A 17,598-nucleotide genomic window follows, 5' to 3' on the forward strand; every position below is an offset into this window, starting at 1 on the left:
GATAAAACAGGAATTTATATAACATTTGAAGCTTCGTCTAAATAAAGGAATACCCTTGCATCCTATGGGAAGATTGCATATAATAACTGTTAACTGTATATGGCTAAATGTGTCGACGGAGAAGAGTAAGCAGTGCCTCCCCACAGGGAGAAGATGCCTAGATTGAGAGCATTTTCAGGGAACTAGGCTGCCGAAGTTCGCTCCTGAGCAGTCCTTTGAACAAGTATACTTCAGTAGAAGGAACCGGATGAAGAATCCGTTAAGAGTAATGAAGTGAAATGTCTGTAGAGACGAAGAGCCGGTCTATGATGTCGGTCAATTGTTTCTTTTCTAAATAACAGATGTTTAATCAGGGTGGTACCGCGAGCTTTCTCGTCCCTTTTGTGGGATGGAGGGCTCTTTTTGTTTATGTAGATAAGAAAGTTTATTTTTTGAGGAGGGTACTAAATGAAAGAACGATTACAAGCATTAAAAGTGGCAGCATTAGAAATGTTATCGCAAGCTGTTACGCAAGAGGAGCTTAATGACCTTCGAGTTAAATATTTGGGTAAAAAGGGTCCATTAACAGAAATATTACGCGGGATGGGTAGCCTTAGTAGCGAGGAGCGTCCTGTCATTGGTCAAGTGGCTAATGAGGTGCGTGAAGCGATTGAATATCTAATTAATGAGAAAACGACTGCATTCGAGGAACAGGATACAGAAAACCGTTTACGTTCAGAGACGATTGATGTTACCTTAGCGGGTAGACCTTCAACTCAAGGAGCTGTACACCCCTTAAATCAGGTTATTGAAGAGATTGAAGATATCTTTATTGGAATGGGATATACAATCGTTGAGGGACCTGAGCTTGAGCAGGATTACTATAACTTCGAAGCACTTAACTTGCCGAAGGATCACCCAGCACGTGATATGCAGGATTCATTCTATATTACAGAAGATTTATTGATGCGGACACAAACTTCACCTGTACAAGTTCGTACAATGGAGAAGATGAAAGGTCAGCCGATCAAAATCATTTCTCCTGGTAAAGTATATCGCCGTGATGATGATGATGTAACTCACTCTCATCAATTTACTCAAATTGAAGGATTGGTTGTTGGTCGTAATATTCGCATGAGTGATCTCAAAGGTACATTGCTACAATTCGTTCGTGAGTTATATGGACCTGATACAGAAATTCGTATGCGCCCAAGCTTCTTCCCTTTTACAGAGCCAAGTGTTGAGCTTGATGTCTCTTGTTATTATTGCAAAGGTGCGGGATGTCGTACATGTAAGAGCTCAGGCTGGATTGAGATTCTAGGTGCAGGTATGGTTCATCCTCGCGTACTTGAGATGGCAGGCTACGATCCGAAGGAATGGAATGGATTCGCATTTGGTATGGGTCCTGAGCGTGTTGCTATGTTGAAATATGGTGTTGACGATATCCGTCATTTTTATACAAACGATGTACGCTTTTTGAATCAGTTCGTGCATCTATAAGAATTACAATTTAGAGGAGGCATCAATAACGAATGAAAGTATCCTATCAATGGTTATCACAATATGTAGATGTATCCGGTTATACGGGTGAGGAATTAGCAGAGAAGTTGACACGTTCAGGTATTGAAGTCGATGTTGTGGAAAATCGTAACAAAGGCATCTCTGGAGTGGTTGTCGGCTATGTAAAATTGAAAGAAAAGCATCCGGATGCTGATAAGCTGAATGTTTGTATCGTGGATGTAGGTCAAGAAGAGGATTTGCAAATCGTCTGCGGCGCACCTAATGTAGCTGTAGGTCAAAAAGTACCCGTTGCAGTCATTGGAGCTGTTCTGCCAGGAGATTTCAAAATTAAGCGTGCTAAGCTACGCGGTGTTGAATCCCAAGGTATGATCTGCTCTGCCAAAGAGCTTGGCATGAATGACAAACTCTTGCCTAAAGAAATTCAAGAAGGCATTCTAGTGTTGCCAGAGAATACTGAAATTGGTACATCCATTCTTGACGTGCTAGCGCTTGACGATAAAGTGTTAGAGCTTGACTTAACTCCAAATCGCTCAGATGCATTAAGCATGATCGGTGTAGCTTATGAAATAGCGGCAATCTTGGATCGTCCGGTTAAATTGCCTGATTCCGAGTGTGATATCTCAAATGCAGCTATTAGCGAAGAGTCCATAACAGCTGATCGCATTGGAGTTACCATTACAGATAACGAGCTTTGCTCCCATTATTCAATTCGCTTAATTGAGGGTGTAGAAGTAGCTGCTTCACCGCTATGGATGCAGAATAGGTTGATGGCCGCGGGAATTAGACCTATTAATAATATTGTCGACATTACGAACTACGTCATGCTTGAATACGGGCAACCTCTTCATGCGTTCGACGCAGATAAATTAGCGGATGATCGAATCGAAGTAAGACTTGCAGAAGCTGGTGAGAAGTTAGTTACGCTTGATGAAGTAGAGCGCGAACTTGAGCCGCATATGCTAGTCATTGCTGATGGTGAGAAGCCAATTGCGCTAGCTGGTGTGATGGGTGGAGCTAACAGTGAGGTTACAAGCGGTACAACAAGAATCGCATTAGAGTCGGCTAAATTTGCAGGTACTTCTGTAAGAAGAACTTCGCGTCAGCTTGGTCTTCGTTCTGAAGCATCCTTACGTTTTGAAAAAGAAGTTGATCCGGCTCGAGTAATTCCTGCACTGAACCGTGCGGCGGCACTAATGGCAGAATATGCACATGGTACGCTAGCCAAAGGTATTGCAGAAGCGCATGTGAATGCGTCTAAAGCAGTATCCATCGAGCTATCACTCAGTCGCTTAAATGGTTACCTTGGCATGGAACTTACACTTGATCAGGTGAAAGCAATCATGGGAAGATTGAATTTTGATTATGAAGTAAGTAGTGAAGATAGCTTACTCGTACATGTGCCAAGTCGCCGAGGAGACATTCTGTTTGATGTGGATCTGATTGAAGAAGTAGCAAGACTTCACGGATACGATCATATTCCGACTACACTCATGAGCGGTGAGACGACTCCTGGATCCCTAACGGGTGAGCAATCGATTCGTAGAATCATTCGTAATGTGATGACACAAAGCGGAATGAATGAGGTTATTACCTATTCCTTTGTACATCCAGACCAGAATCAGTTACTTCCAGGCTTGTATCCACAGGCTAAACCAATTAGCTTAGCGATGCCAATGAGTGAAGATCGCGCTGTACTGCGCACTTCGTTATTGCCTAACCTAATTGACACTGCTGTATATAATCGCAATCGCAAAAATGATAATTTAGCTTTATTCGAAATTGGTAAAGTATTTGTAACGGAAGAAGCGTCTATCACGAAGCAACCTGAAGAAAAAATGTTGCTATCTGCGTTAATCACAGGTAAACGTTTATCAGACCACTGGTCCTACAAATCGGTGAAAGTTGATTATTACGATCATAAAGATGAGCTAAAATGGCTTGCATCTTATTTTGGTAATGTTGATTTCTATGATTTGAAGGGCGTATTCGAGCGATTAATTTCGTATTTGGGTATTCAAACGATTACGTTCGAAGCTGGAGCCCCAGAAGGTTTTCATCCAGGAAGAACTGCTGAGATCGTAATAAATGGTCCAAAAGGTCGTCAGGTAATTGGTAGAATGGGTCAATTGCATCCTGCTTTACAAAAAAACAAAGATCTTGCAGATACCTACGTGCTTGAGGTTGAACTAGAGCCGCTGTTAGAACAAGCCAATGATTTGGTTGTGTATAAGACATTGCCACGTTACCCGTCCGTAGCACGCGACCTTGCACTTGTGGTTGAATCTTCAGTGCCAGTAGGATTAATGGAGCAAACCATTCGTGAAACAGCTGGCGAATTAATGGAATCACTTCGTGTGTTTGATATTTACACGGGAGACAGACTAGGTGGAAACAAGAAGAGCGTTGCATTCTCACTTGTTTACCGCCATCCAGAGCGTACATTACAGGATGAAGAGATTGCAGAGGTACAAGAAAAGGTAGTTGTAGCGTTACAAGATGCTTTTTCAGCTGAACTTCGAAAATAGAAAATTTTAGCATGTAGTTTGTAGCAGGAAATGAGGCTGGGCGTATCGAAGTTCTATTGGATACGACTAGCCTTCATTTTTGGGAGGAGGAAAAACAGATGAACGAGGATCGAACGCGCATCACGGTTGACATATATGGAAATCAATACAAAATTATGTCAAGCAAAAATACTAGTGTTGCTTATATCAAAAGAATCGCTGCTGAAGTAAATGAACATATGCAGCAAATTGCTACTAACAATCCTAAGTTAGATGTGCAGCGAATTGCTGTACTTGCAGCAGTACATATTGTCGATCAGAATATTCGAATGCAAGGTGAACTAGAGCCTTTGCAACGATTGAAAGAAACAAGTGAGAAACAGGCGGCGCAACTTAAGGAAGTAACGGAACAGCTTAAAGGCATGTCGGATGAGAAAGAAGCTGCTCTACAACAACAACGTGATGAATTTGAAGTGATGCTAACTAAGCAGCGCCTAGCTCATACAGCAGAATTGCAAGCGCAATCTACTAAGCTAGAAGATGCTTTAAAGAAATCACAATCGGAGCTTAAGGAAGTATCGGACAAGCACCAGCACGAAATTATGCAATTCAAGGATCGAATTCGTAAGCTCGAAGAAGAGTCTAAGCAAAAACAATCACTGTTTGACCAAGAACGACATAAATCCCAAACACAATTACAGGAAGAACGTACGAAATCCAAGGCTTTATATAATCAGGAAGCTCATAAATTACAGACACAGCATAATCAAGAGATGAGTAAATTGAAAGTTCATCATGATCAAGAGGTTCAAAGCCTAAAAGCGAAGTCTGAAAGTGAAATCAAGAGACTGCATGCTGAAATTGAACAAAAACACAATGCTCTGAAGTCTATTCATGATCAAGTAATTAGTGAACTACAGACGAAGCATGACCAAGAAATCATTGAATTGCAAACGAAGTATGATCAAGAAATCAGCAGCCTAAACACTCGGTTAGAGCAAGGGGTTAGCAGCTTAACCATCCAGTTAGAACAAGAGGCTAGTCTGAAAGCTCAGCTTGAGAAGGATCATCATCATCTTATAGATCTTCATACGGAAGAAAAGCGTAAATTACAAGAACAGCTTAAGAATGAAACGACAAAGCTACAATCTGAGCTTGAACAGGAAAAACATAAATCAGATCGTAGACATCAGGATGAGCGAATTCAGTCCAAAGCTATACTTGATGACGAAGTTAACAAGACTCGTATTCAGCTTGAACAACAAATGAATCAATTGCAGGAACAACACATTCAAGAGATGAATGAACTAGAAACGCTTTATAATCAAGAGTCTGATAAATTACAGACAAAGCTTGTTCAAGAAATCAGTAAGTTACAAACGCAATTAGAACATGAGCGTAGTGAATTGCATGGTAAGCTTGAACAAGAAGCTAATAAGCACCAAGCTCAAATTGAACAAGTACGTCTAAGCTCGGAGCAACAGCTTCAAGAAGAGCGTAAACTAGCCCAATTACTTCTTGAGCAAGAGGCTAATAAGACTCGTACACAACACGAGCAAGAAGTTAAGAAGCTACAGGCAAAGCATGATCAAGAAAAGGTAGATCTTCAAACCCAGTTTAATCTTGAAGCAAATAAGTTAAAGGATCAACAAGTTCAAGAGTCCCGTAAATTGCAGACGCAAATTGAGCAAGAACGCAGTAAATCACAGGTACAAATCGAACAAGAACGGATTAAATTGCAAGCCCAGTTGGAGCAAGCGGCCCAAAATTATCAAAAACAGCTTGATGAAGAGCAACGTCAGTTACATACGAAGCTTCAGCTTGAACGTAATCAAGCCAAGACTTTATACGATGAAGAGGTTAATAAGTCGAAGGCTCAGCTTGAGCAAGAACGCACTAAATGGCAAGTTCAGCTTGGACGTGATCGTGAACAGCTACAGTCAGTAAGAGCAGAACGTGATGAAATGCTTCAAAAGCTACGTAGCGCACAAGAATCAAGCGAGCAGCTAATCACTAGTAAATCCGCGATACAGCAAGAGCTAGATTTACTATTTGAGGAATATCAACAGATTAACCAACGCTTCGATATTAGAGAAGCTGAGTTTACACGGAGTCGTGAGGAATGGGAAGCAGCCTATTTGCAGGCTAGTGCTGAGCGATCCAGTTCTGAGCAATCAACAGAGCATGAACTCGAACATGTTCAGGAAGAATACCGTAAGCTACAAGAAGAATATGCTAAACTGCAAATTGAATATAATGAATGGATTGAACTAGTTGTCTCAGAAGATGAGAGTAAATAAACATTTAGATCCATTTAGATTCTTAATAAGTGTTATAAACAATAAGAGTGGCTTACTCAGCAGTAGATTATTACTACGGGTTAGCTACTTTTGTTGTTTAAGCAGATTTATAGAGAGAGAAAAAGGCTGTCCTAACATGAAGAGTTGTTCTTCAAGTAAACGACAGCCTTAAATTTAACCTATTTACGGTTCGACGATAAGTTTAGTTTTCATATTGGAGTGTCCAGTTCCACAAGATACGTTGCAGACAATTTGGTATGTCCCAGCTTCATTAGCTATTACTGTTTTGGATGATGGACTTCCTTTTTTGCCAGCCAAGCTGCCGCTTAGCCCTTCAAGCTTAATACCATGTACGCCATCTTGTATATCTAGAGTAAGCGTGAAAGCTTCACCCTTCTTTACTTTATACTCGGACTGATCGAATTTCCAATTGCTAGCAACAACCTTAACCTCTTTGGCAGGAGCGTCAGTTGTTTCACTGAATTTAGCAGTACCTCCGCCTCCGCAAGCTGTTAACGAAATCATAATCGCAACGCCGAGGAGCAATGTCCATAATTTCTTCATAAAGTTATTCCCCTTTACGTAAATCATATTTTGTGATAAATATCACATTAATATCATAACGCAGTGCAAGGGGAATTGCAGTGACAATTCTGTGAAATTAAATGAGGTTTGACCATTTAAATAATTCAACGAATATGGGGCATTTTTAAGTTTCATTATCCGAATTTTTATTTACAACTTCGAACGGTGTTTTAATCGGAATGAATAGATCAATGATCCCAATAATAAGTGCACTTAGGACAGCACCCAGAATGGTAATCTTTACACCAGAAACAAAAAACTGAGCTACATAAATAATCACAGCACTTGTTACAAACCCTACGATTCCTCTTCCGAAGGGTGTAATTGTTGTCTTGAACATACTCTCTACAATGAATGCCAGAACAGCGATGATAAGAGCGAGTAATAACGCACTCCCAAAACCTCCGACAAAAAATCCTTTAATGATCCAGGAAACAAGCATTAATACGATCGCACTTACAACGAATCTGACGATAGATCCAAGAATATTCATTATGAAACCTCCTGTTCCTTAATTGCTTATAGTTAATTTGTCCTTCATAGGGATGATTAAAAACGGAAATTTGTACCAAGGAATTAGCTAAATTAGCTATTCTTAGGGTATAATATGTTGTAGCAAAATGACGTAGAGGTACGGAGATTAGCTGAGAGGTTGGGAAAGTATTGAAGGGGAAAGTATTACAAACATTAGAATTTCACAAAATTATTCATAAATTAGGTACACATGCCGAAACTTCGCTGGGGAGTAATCTGGCTGCAGAATTAATGCCAAGCAGTGATTTAACAGAAGTCAAACGAAGACTTCAAGCTACTAGTGAAGCAGTCCATGTAGAGCGATTAAAAGGAAATGCCCCATTTGGTGGTATACGTGATATTGGTCCTAGTTTACATAGGGCAAGAATTGGCGGGATGCTTAATCCAACTGAGTTGCTAAATATTGCGACGACTATATTTGGTGGCCGTAGGCTTAAACGATTCTTACTATCGCTTCATGAGGAATATCCGATTCCATTGATGTTTGATATGGCGGAACTACTTACGGAACAGAAAGCACTTGAAGATCAAATTAACAATTGTATTGATGAAAATGCAGTTGTAGTTGATTCTGCTAGTGCTGCTCTAGCCAAAATTCGGAGTGAATTACGTACGAGTGAGGCACGAGTTCGTGAGCGTCTTGAATCAATGATTCGAAACACTTCTATACAGAAAATGCTTCAGGATTCACTCGTAACCATTCGTGGTGATCGTTTTGTAATTCCAGTTAAGCAGGAGTATCGTAGTCATTTTGGCGGAATGATTCATGATCAGTCGGCATCAGGTGCAACTTTGTTTATTGAGCCTGAAGCTATTGTGATGCTCAATAACAAAATTCGCGAGCTTAAGCTAAAAGAAGAAGCAGAAGTTGAGAAAATTCTGCGCATATTAACAGCGACTGTTGCGGACCTGACAGAAGAATTGGTGTCAGATTTAGGTGTGTTAACGCAGTTTGATTTTATTTTTGCCAAGGCTGGACTTGCTCGTGAATTGAAAGCTACAATGCCTATGATGAATGATCGCGGCTTTATTAAGATACGTAAAGGGCGTCACCCATTAATCGCCAAAGAGATTGTTGTGCCACTTGATCTAGAGCTTGGTAATAATTACACTTCAATTATTGTTACAGGGCCGAATACAGGTGGTAAAACAGTATCACTCAAAACAGTTGGCTTGCTAACATTGATGGCAATGTCAGGTATGTTCGTGCCTGCTGAAGAAGAATCTCAGTTATGCGTGTTTGATGGAATTTACGCAGATATTGGGGATGAACAAAGCATTGAACAGAATTTAAGTACATTCTCGTCACATATGACGAATATAATATCTATTCTGCGTGACATGACACCTAAGAGTTTAGTGTTGTTCGATGAGCTTGGAGCGGGGACTGATCCAGCAGAGGGATCTGCATTAGCTATTTCACTGCTCGAGTATATTCACCGTATGGGCTGCCGGATGATTGCCACAACACATTATAGTGAGCTGAAGGCATATGCATTCGAACGTGATGGAATTATTAATGCCTCAATGGAGTTTGATATTGCGACTTTATCACCAACGTATCGCTTGCTTCTAGGGGTACCAGGACGAAGCAATGCGTTTGCAATTGCAGAGAGACTTGGTTTACCCAAAACGATTATTGATCAAGCAAGAGGTCAGGTAGGCGAAGATGATCTTCGAGTTGAATCAATGATTGCATCACTAGAAGAGAACCGTCTGACAGCTGAAGCTGAGCGTAATTCTGCTGAAGAGCTTAAGCGTGAAGCAATGGAATTGCGTAAGGAATTGGACGCACAGAAAACGAAGTTCGAGGAGCAGCGTGATAAGCTGATGCAGAAAGCGGAGCAAGACGCATCGGCTGCAGTAGCAAAGGCTAGGCATGAGGCTGAAGAAATTATTGCCGAACTAAGACAGCTTGCTAAGGAAGAGGCGGGTAATGTCAAGGAGCATAAGCTTATTGACGCTAAACGACGCCTCGACTTAGCCACTCCGCAACTACGTGAAAAGCGTGCGCGTGCGAACACAAACCGTCCTGCCAGCATAGAGGTGGGCGATGAGGTGCGTGTTGTCCACCTGGGTCAGAAAGGCCACGTTGTGGAGATGAATTCTGATGCCGAGGTGCTAGTTCAGCTTGGCATCATGAAGGTCAAGGTCGCGAAAACTGACCTTGAGCTAGTAACATCCGCAGCACAGCAGCGCAAGGCGACGGTTCCTGCCGCGAGTGTCAAACGCTCGCGTGATGAGAATATTCGCACGGAGCTTGATATGCGCGGAATGAATGTAGAGGAAGGGTTGGTCGAGGTCGACCGCTTCCTCGATGAATCGATTATGGCAAACTTAGGTCAGGTTTACCTCATACATGGCAAAGGCACGGGTGTACTTCGTGCAGGAATTCAAGACTACTTACGTCGTCACAAGTTCGTTAAAGCATTCCGTCTAGGTGCATACAATGAAGGCGGAGCAGGTGTCACCGTTGTGGAGTTAAAGTAACGATAAAGTAACGAATTACCTTAGAGGGGTGAGGCATTCGCGATGGTGGATACACATATGATTTTTGATAATCCCTACTTATTTGCATTAGCCATGTTTTCAGTAGCCGTGCTAGCCTTAATTGTATTCTTAACCATCTTCGAGTTCGTAACGAAGTATGATGATTGGGCTGAGATTAAGGCAGGTAACGTTTCTGTAGCAATGGCTACTGGCGGTAAGATATTCGGGATTTGCAATGTGATTCATTTTACTATCAAGCATAATGATACACTCATTCAAACATTGATTTGGTCTGCAATCGGCTTTATACTACTTCTTGTTTCCTACTTTATATTTGAATTTTTGACACCTTATTTTAATATTGATGATGAGATCCGAAAGGATAATCGAGCAGTAGGCTTACTATCGCTTATTATTTCGGTTTCTATCTCGTTTGTAATTGGAGCTTGCGTCAACTAAGAACCCTTAGAAAGGAACGCTGTCTAGATGAAATATTTATGGGGAACGTTATTCTTGGTAGCAATTGGGTTTATAGTAGTTGGCGTTATCTATGTGATGAATAATACGTAAGAGACTCATATAGACTTTATAATCAGGAGGAATTGTAATGGAAGAACAGAAGGAAGTTATGTGTCCATGGTGTCTCACAGAGATCGTGTGGGACGAGGAGTTTGGACCGGAGGAATCATGTCCTCATTGCTTTAATGAATTAGGTAATTATCGTAGTGTTCAAATAGGGGCTAATGATCAGGATGATGATCTATTAGATGAAGATGATGTGATTGCTCCTAAAGAAGTACTAGTGGACTCAGATGACATTTGGGATGATGAGGATTTAAATCATAGAGATATTTATAGTGAAACGGTACAACAATGTATTGATGAGCAAGAAGAAGCACCTGAATGCCTAAGCTGCCGCGAGCTGCTCTTGTTAACGGGTCAAAGAAACGTTATAAGTACAGAATTCACATCACATATACCGAATGTGTTAGATCAAGCTTTCTTGGGAGCTCCGTTCACGATGAATGTATATATTTGTCCTTCGTGCTTTAGAATTGAGCATGTGCTGTCTGATAAAGATCGTTCAACTATGATCGAGCGGCTAAGTAAAGAGATTGTAAAGTAAAGATTTGCTGTAGTTTGAAGGGATACCTTGTTAGGTATCCTTTTATTAGTGATATAGAATTTATAACTTTCAAATCATAAATTCTAAGTATTACCTTAAGAAACACATCCGTCTTTTAAAGACGGTGAAACCGTTTCTTTTTGTGTAGAAAATTCAAAATATTTTCAGAAAATTGGCGAATATTGAGTACGTTTTATATAATAGAATAGTATAATCAAAATCATGTAAACCGCTTTCAGTTGAATTAACTATACGTATTTTAAAAAAATAATTTAACGAATCGTGTTCTTGTTGTGAATGAGGGTGAGGAAGAAATTGTATGGGGAAATATGGGTGAAAAGTGAAGTCAACGAAGATACAATATTTTATTTTACGATAGTCGAAAAAGCCCAATTGAAGGGGGCATCAAACTAGATGGTAAGAGTTTTAATAATTGAAGATAGTCTTGATGATATGGATTTAGTTGTTTATCATTTGGAGAAATATGGTTATGAGCTTCAACTGCAACGAGTAGAAACAAAGGAAGAAATGAAGAGTGCGATGGATGCTCATGAATGGGATATTATCATTTCTGACCATATGCTACCTAATTTCAATTCGGTCGAAGCGCTGATTATTCGAAACGAAGTAGATCCGAATATCCCATTCATTCTCGTGTCAGACAAAATCGGTGAAGAACACGCTGTTGAAGTGATGCGACTTGGCTGCAATGATTATGTTCTTAAGAATAACTTAATACATATTGGTGAAGTGATTAGACGAGAGCTGCAAGAGGCCAAGATCAGGCGATATAATGAACGTTATGTCCAAGAATTGACAGTGACTCATGATGCACTTCAGGTTAGTGAAGAAAAGTATCGTAATTTAGTTGATAATTCTTTGGACTATATATTTAGTTTTGATATGAAATATTGTTTTACGGCAGTTAATAATACATTATGCAAAGCTTTTAAATTGAACGAGAATGAGATCGTAGGCAAAAGTCTTCACGATTTGACCTTCATGGGGGATTTCAGAAAAGAGTGGATGGATCTACTGAATCAAGCTTATGATACAGGCCAAGTCGTTGTAAAAGAACATCAGAATTCAAGTTTGGACAAAACATTCGATTGCCGGATTTACCCGCTATATGAAGAGAATGGGATTCTTATTGGAGCTACAGGAACTTGCCGAGATATTAGTGAAATTAAAGAATATGAACAACATATTTATAAGTTGGCTTATTTTGATTTGTTAACGGGCTTGCCTAATCGAACTCATCTACTTAAAACATTGGATCGAATCATATCTGAACCATTGGTAGGGGATAGAACATCGGCCCTGATTTTATTGAATTTGGATGATTTTAAGAAAATAAATGATACCTTAGGTCATACTTTCGGTGATGAACTGTTACAATATATGGCTTTTTCTATAAGTGCACTCGTTAGTGAGAACGGGAGTGTTTATCGAATTGGAGGGAATACATTTGCAGTATTGCTTGATCCTATCCAAGCAAGCGAAATTATTGAAATTGCTGATCGACTGCATGACATGTTTTCCACTCCTTGGGACATTAATAATCATAAAATAGTACTTACTGCAAGCTTTGGAATTTCTGTATATCCATATGATGGTATAACTGTGTATGAGTTGATAAGTAATGCGGATACAGCGCTTAATAAGGCTAAAATGCTTAGAAAAAACAATATACAGGTTTTTAATGCAGCGATGAAAGAAGAAATGCTACAACGAATTCAAATTGAGAATGGTCTTCGCTCCGCTCTTGAGAATGATGAATTTGTTCTGCATTATCAGCCACAATATGATACAAGCAGAACGACAATTCGGGGAATAGAAGTGCTTATTCGCTGGAATAACCCGAAACTTGGATTTATTGCTCCATTAGATTTCATTGGAGTAGCCGAAGAGACGGGATTAATTATACCGATTGGTGAGTGGGTGCTTCGCAAGGCATGCGAGAAGAACAAAGAGTGGCAGGATCTTGGATTCCCCAAAATGATAATCGGTGTTAATATATCGCCCATTCAGCTTAGACAGAAGGATTTTCCTAGTCTATTAAAAAAGATTCTGGAAGAATCTTCACTCGAACCTCAATTTCTCGAACTTGAAATTACGGAGAATGTCATGATCGATTCTCTTGCAACCATTTCAGTGCTGAATGAAATTCGTGATTTAGGTATCAGGATTTCACTTGATGATTTTGGGACTGGATATTCTTCTTTAAATTACTTGAAGATTTTGCCTCTAGACAGTCTGAAAATTGATAAATCGTTCATAGAGGGATTAAACAAGGAATCAATTGAGAAAACAATCGTTGGGTCGATTATCTCTCTTGTTCATAAGTTGAAACTGGATGTTGTTGCTGAAGGTGTAGAAACCAAAGAACAGCTTCAATATTTAGAAGAGTGCGGATCGAACTATGTACAGGGATATTTATTCAGTAGACCTCTTAGCGAACAAGATTTATTGAGATTATTACAATAGGATTAAGGATACCATCAAGAAGTCTAACAGGATGTTATTTCTGTGAGACTTCTTTTCACATGCTTTCGTTACATTTATTGTGGATTTGAATGACGAACCGTTGTATTATGTTATCTAATGATTATTATCTTGACTTGAACGAATAACAATTGACTGGGGGACTTAAGATGGACGCGAGGAAGTTAAAAATTCTTGACCTTCTCAAAGAGGATGCCCGTCGTAGTAGCGATCTGATTGCAACGATGTTAGGCGAGTCAGAAGAGCAGGTAGCACAGACGATCAAAGAGCTTGAAGAAGAGAATGTGATTGTTAAATATGCGACTGTTGTTAATTGGAGTAAGTTTGTTAGTGAAACAGTAACAGCCTTAATTGAAGTACAAATAACTCCAGAACGTGGTCACGGGTTTGATGCGATTGCGGAGCGGATCTATTTATATCCAGAAGTGAAGTCAGTTTATTTAATGTCAGGAGCCTATGATTTACTTGTTGAAATTGAAGGAAAATCCTTGCAGGATGTTGCTTCGTTCGTTTCCAATAAGCTCTCACCTCTTGATCGTGTATTATCGACAAAGACACATTTTATTTTAAAGAAGTATAAGCAGGATGGCATCATCTTCGAAGATCATGAGGATGATCATCGTCTGCCAATCACTCCGTGAAGGATGTTGAATGATGAACATTAACCAGACCGCAAGCAAGCGTCAATCAATGAAAAACTACATATCACCACTCGTTCGTGATATTCCACCGTCAGGTATTCGGAGGTTTTTTGATTTGGCAGCAGGCTCCAAGGATATTATTTCTCTTGGTGTTGGTGAACCGGATTTCGTTACTCCGTGGCATGTTCGCGAAGCTGCTGTATATTCACTCGAACGTGGCAAGACACAATACACACCAAATTCAGGATTGCCAGAACTACGTGAAGCAATTGCCGAGTATTTATATACACAATTCGATCTTAAATATGAACCAACGAACGAAGTTCTCGTAACCGTAGGTGGATCAGAAGCGATTGATCTTGCGCTTCGTACACTGATCCAGCCAGGTGATGAGGTTCTAGTACCTGAGCCATGTTATATTTCTTATTCTCCCATTGTAACGATTAGTGGTGGTAAGTCGGTTGGAATCGAGACATCTGCAGAGGAGAACTTTAAATTGACTCCTGAGAGACTCAAGGCAGCAATTACCCCACGATCCAAGCTATTAATTCTTTGCTATCCAAGTAATCCAACAGGTGGAATAATGACCTATGAGGATTGGGAGCCAATTGCACGGATAGTCGAAGAACATGACTTAATCGTTATATCTGACGAAATATATGCTGAGCTAACGTATGATCAAAAGCATGTCTCTTTTGCTGCTATGCCTGGAATGGCTGATCGTACAATACTAGTTTCTGGTTTTTCTAAAGCATTTGCCATGACTGGGTGGAGAATGGGGTATGCTTGCGGGCATCCCGATTTGATTAGCGAAATGCTCAAAATCCATCAGTACACCGTCATGTGTGCGCCTATTATGGGCCAAATCGCTGCAATTGAAGCACTTAGGAATGGACTTGAAGATAAGGATCGAATGGTGGAAGCTTACAATCAGAGACGCAGACTTGTAGTCAAGGGCTTCCGTGAGATCGGTCTAGAGTGTCACGAGCCGCAAGGTGCATTCTATGCGTTCCCGTCTATCCGGTCTACAGGACTTTCTTCTGATGAGTTTGCTAGGTTATTACTTACAGAGGGGAGAGTTGCTGCAGTCCCAGGTGATGTATTTGGTCTAGGAGGAGAAGGCTTTATTCGCTGTTCGTATGCAACTTCAGTCTCACAGTTAACTGAGGCCTTAGATAGAATTGGAAAAGTAATTGGCAAATTGTGACGAATTTACTATTTTCAAGGCTTAAATAAAATGGTATATTTATACTAAATAAGTCGGAGAGAGGAAGATGGACATATGACCTTTATGGAATATCAGCTTCCACAGGCTTCTAATCAGTGGCTCATCAATGATTCTGTAAGTAAGAAGCGTTGGCTACTTAAGAAGACGATGCACATCTCCTCTCAACGAGATTTAGAAGAACAAATTCACGATTTGCGTTTACGGTTGGAGCGACTAGTTCTTGATGGACAGAAAATGACTTCAGAGCGGGTTATCGAGATTAGTATGGAACTTGATTTGAAGATTGTAGAATATATGAATAGTAAAGAAGAGGGCTGACATGTTGTCAGTCCTTTTATATGTGGGGATGTATCTCCTTCAGGTTTCGTTTATCATTGTACTTGCTTTTGTGCCACGATTGATCGGGTTCCAGCATAGATGCCATATACCATAAACATTTCACAGAATGAATGATGCCCATTTACCAATTGTAAAACGATGGTCTATTTTTTGTAAATGAGATAGTCCGATGAAGATGAACAAATAACCTAGTACATCTGGGAGGAGATCAATAGAAGTAATTAAATAACCGAATATTTAGTTGAATAAATAGGCAGTATGGCCAGTATGTTATGGTTCAATCATAGCATATTTGAAGTGTTCGTCTTGTAATATTAATGAAGTACGCATATAATTTACATGAAGCAAAACGCTTGAACGGCATTATTAACTAAATACCTATAACGGATAGGTGCCTTCGTATATCGTTCATTTGATATGCAAGGTTAAAAGGGAAGCTGGTGAAAATCCAGCACGGTCCCGCCACTGTAACTGGAAGCTAACTTCAGTGATATAGAATTTATAGCTTTTGCATTATAAATTCTATGTATCACCTTAAGAAACGCATCCGTCTTTAAAAGACGGTAAAATCGTTTCTTTTGCTAAGCCACTGTTTGATAACGGGAAGGCGAAGTATAGCGTGTGAATACCAGTAAGTCAGGAAACCTGCCTATCTGTTTAAACAACGAAATCCTTCGAGGAGAGGACTATCGCTAAACACGGAATCCAAGCTTTTGACTTAGCCACTATCTTCCGTATTTATCGTCCCCTCTGTTCTATATGAATGGAGGGGATTTCGTTTGGTACTTCTTAATCAAGCAGTCTTGCTCTAATACATAAGGGGGAAGAAGCGATGAACAAACAAGTGAAAAAAAGCAAGTTATTATTATCGTTATTAACGATGGCATTAGTTATCGTATTAACGGCATGTGGTGGTAAGGAAGCTGCACCTACAACAACGCCAGCAGCTGCAACAGTAGCTCCAACTGCTACACCAGAAGCTAAAACAGAGGCGAAAACACAGTTTCCACTAACAGTTAAGGATGTTACAGGTAAAGAATTTACATTTGATAAGGCACCAGAGCGTATTGTCTCTGTATCGCCAGCTGAGACAGAATCTTTATTCGCGCTTGGTTTAGGGGATAAGATTGTGGGTGTATCTGATTATGATGATTATCCTGAAGCTGCAAAGACAAAGCCTAAGATGGGTAGTATCGTGAAACCAACGGTTGAGGCTCTAATTGCTGCTAAACCAGATATCGTATTTACGGGTGTGTCGATGAAAGAAGCAACTGTTGAAGAGCTTCGCAAAGTCGGTATTCAGATTTTTAAAGTAGAGCCTAAGACATTGGACGATGTTATGAACAACATCTTACTTTATGGTCAAATTACTGATGCTAATGAGCCTGCTAAGCAGATTGTTGCCAAAATGAAACAGGATATTGATAAAGTGCAGAAAGCTGTAAAGGATGTTAAACCAGAAGCTAAAAAGAAAGTGCTTCTTGAGTTCTCACCTGGTTGGACAGTTGGTAAAGGTGAGTTCATGAATGAACTGATCACAATTGCTGGTGGTGTGAACGTTGCAGCTGAGATGGATATCACTGGCTGGGCACAAATGAATGAAGAATTGATCGTGAAGCAAAATCCGCAAGTTATTCTATATGCAAGTGGGATTATCGATGATAAAAGCAAGAAGCCTTTAGAAACACTTATCCGTGAACGCGCTAGCTGGAGTAAGATGGATGCTATTGTAAACAACCAAATTTTTGGGCTTGATGTGAACAGTTTAAGTAGACCAGGTCCACGAGTTACAGATGGACTATTAGAAGTTGCCAAAGCATTGTATCCTGACTTGGTGAAATAGCCT

13 protein-coding genes, 1 riboswitch and 1 other annotated feature are annotated in these 17,598 nt (G+C 40.1%); of the genes, 11 read left to right on the plus strand and 2 right to left on the minus strand.

What is annotated here, in order from left to right; translation table 11 throughout:
* Positions 1–103: 103 nt before the first annotated feature.
* Positions 104–383: a binding site (T-box leader), on the plus strand.
* 64 nt (positions 384–447) lie between these two features.
* From pheS to zapA, 3 genes are all read left to right on the plus strand, one after another.
* On the plus strand, positions 448–1,479 hold the full coding sequence (gene pheS / locus AC1DOK_RS09065; protein ID WP_477553930.1) for a phenylalanine--tRNA ligase subunit alpha: 1,032 nt from the start codon (positions 448–450) through the stop codon (positions 1,477–1,479).
* A gap of 32 nt (positions 1,480–1,511) precedes the next feature.
* Positions 1,512–4,025 carry a phenylalanine--tRNA ligase subunit beta gene (pheT, locus tag AC1DOK_RS09070; RefSeq protein WP_477553931.1) on the plus strand — a complete coding sequence of 838 codons (2,514 nt, stop codon included), beginning with the start codon at positions 1,512–1,514 and terminating at the stop codon, positions 4,023–4,025.
* Positions 4,026–4,123: 98 nt separating this feature from the next.
* Positions 4,124–6,304, plus strand: a complete 2,181-nt coding sequence (gene zapA / locus AC1DOK_RS09075) for a cell division protein ZapA (RefSeq protein WP_477553932.1) — start codon at positions 4,124–4,126, stop codon at positions 6,302–6,304.
* A 183-nt stretch (positions 6,305–6,487) separates the two neighbouring features.
* Here the strand turns inward: zapA and AC1DOK_RS09080 are convergent, their stop codons facing one another.
* Together AC1DOK_RS09080 and AC1DOK_RS09085 are read right to left on the minus strand one after the other, a co-directional pair.
* Positions 6,488–6,868: a cupredoxin domain-containing protein gene (locus AC1DOK_RS09080; protein ID WP_477553933.1), complete on the minus strand. Its 381-nt coding sequence runs from the start codon at positions 6,866–6,868 to the stop codon at positions 6,488–6,490.
* Positions 6,869–7,013: 145 nt separating this feature from the next.
* The gene (locus AC1DOK_RS09085) at positions 7,014–7,382 is read right to left on the minus strand and encodes a phage holin family protein (protein WP_477553934.1); all 369 of its coding nucleotides are present in this window, start codon (positions 7,380–7,382) and stop codon (positions 7,014–7,016) included.
* Positions 7,383–7,552: 170 nt separating this feature from the next.
* Here AC1DOK_RS09085 and AC1DOK_RS09090 point away from each other — a divergent pair, with 170 nt between their 5' ends.
* From AC1DOK_RS09090 to AC1DOK_RS09125, 8 genes are all read left to right on the plus strand, one after another.
* Entirely contained in the window at positions 7,553–9,913 is a 2,361-nt protein-coding gene (locus AC1DOK_RS09090; protein WP_477553935.1) for an endonuclease MutS2, read from the plus strand.
* A 42-nt stretch (positions 9,914–9,955) separates the two neighbouring features.
* The gene (locus AC1DOK_RS09095) at positions 9,956–10,372 is read left to right on the plus strand and encodes a DUF350 domain-containing protein (protein ID WP_477553936.1); all 417 of its coding nucleotides are present in this window, start codon (positions 9,956–9,958) and stop codon (positions 10,370–10,372) included.
* A 148-nt stretch (positions 10,373–10,520) separates the two neighbouring features.
* Positions 10,521–11,039, plus strand: a complete 519-nt coding sequence (locus AC1DOK_RS09100; protein ID WP_477553937.1) for a hypothetical protein — start codon at positions 10,521–10,523, stop codon at positions 11,037–11,039.
* 414 nt (positions 11,040–11,453) lie between these two features.
* On the plus strand, positions 11,454–13,526 hold the full coding sequence (locus AC1DOK_RS09105) for a sensor domain-containing protein (protein ID WP_477553938.1): 2,073 nt from the start codon (positions 11,454–11,456) through the stop codon (positions 13,524–13,526).
* A 167-nt stretch (positions 13,527–13,693) separates the two neighbouring features.
* A complete protein-coding gene (locus tag AC1DOK_RS09110; protein WP_477553939.1) occupies positions 13,694–14,185 on the plus strand; it encodes an Lrp/AsnC family transcriptional regulator in 492 nt (163 codons plus the stop codon).
* A gap of 13 nt (positions 14,186–14,198) precedes the next feature.
* Positions 14,199–15,392 (plus strand): aminotransferase class I/II-fold pyridoxal phosphate-dependent enzyme, encoded by a 1,194-nt coding sequence (locus AC1DOK_RS09115; RefSeq protein WP_477553940.1) that lies wholly within the window; start codon positions 14,199–14,201, stop codon positions 15,390–15,392.
* Positions 15,393–15,467: 75 nt separating this feature from the next.
* A complete protein-coding gene (locus tag AC1DOK_RS09120; protein ID WP_477553941.1) occupies positions 15,468–15,731 on the plus strand; it encodes an aspartyl-phosphate phosphatase Spo0E family protein in 264 nt (87 codons plus the stop codon).
* 393 nt (positions 15,732–16,124) lie between these two features.
* Positions 16,125–16,419, plus strand: a riboswitch (cobalamin riboswitch).
* Between the two features lie 165 nt (positions 16,420–16,584).
* Entirely contained in the window at positions 16,585–17,595 is a 1,011-nt protein-coding gene (locus tag AC1DOK_RS09125) for an ABC transporter substrate-binding protein (RefSeq protein WP_477553942.1), read from the plus strand.
* The last annotated feature ends 3 nt before the right edge of the window (positions 17,596–17,598 follow it).

Source organism: Paenibacillus sp. P5_B5, from assembly GCF_056400365.1.

Bases quoted from the DNA above. Each gene is read 5' to 3' on its own strand.
- pheS (WP_477553930.1), top strand. From the start codon at position 448: ATGAAAGAACGATTACAAGCATTAAAAGTGGCAGCATTAGAAATGTTA.
- pheT (WP_477553931.1), top strand. From the start codon at position 1,512: ATGAAAGTATCCTATCAATGGTTATCACAATATGTAGATGTATCCGGT.
- zapA (WP_477553932.1), top strand. From the start codon at position 4,124: ATGAACGAGGATCGAACGCGCATCACGGTTGACATATATGGAAATCAA.
- AC1DOK_RS09080 (WP_477553933.1), bottom strand. From the start codon at position 6,868: ATGAAGAAATTATGGACATTGCTCCTCGGCGTTGCGATTATGATTTCG.
- AC1DOK_RS09085 (WP_477553934.1), bottom strand. From the start codon at position 7,382: ATGAATATTCTTGGATCTATCGTCAGATTCGTTGTAAGTGCGATCGTA.
- AC1DOK_RS09095 (WP_477553936.1), top strand. From the start codon at position 9,956: ATGGTGGATACACATATGATTTTTGATAATCCCTACTTATTTGCATTA.
- AC1DOK_RS09100 (WP_477553937.1), top strand. From the start codon at position 10,521: ATGGAAGAACAGAAGGAAGTTATGTGTCCATGGTGTCTCACAGAGATC.
- AC1DOK_RS09105 (WP_477553938.1), top strand. From the start codon at position 11,454: ATGGTAAGAGTTTTAATAATTGAAGATAGTCTTGATGATATGGATTTA.
- AC1DOK_RS09110 (WP_477553939.1), top strand. From the start codon at position 13,694: ATGGACGCGAGGAAGTTAAAAATTCTTGACCTTCTCAAAGAGGATGCC.
- AC1DOK_RS09115 (WP_477553940.1), top strand. From the start codon at position 14,199: ATGAACATTAACCAGACCGCAAGCAAGCGTCAATCAATGAAAAACTAC.
- AC1DOK_RS09120 (WP_477553941.1), top strand. From the start codon at position 15,468: ATGACCTTTATGGAATATCAGCTTCCACAGGCTTCTAATCAGTGGCTC.
- AC1DOK_RS09125 (WP_477553942.1), top strand. From the start codon at position 16,585: ATGAACAAACAAGTGAAAAAAAGCAAGTTATTATTATCGTTATTAACG.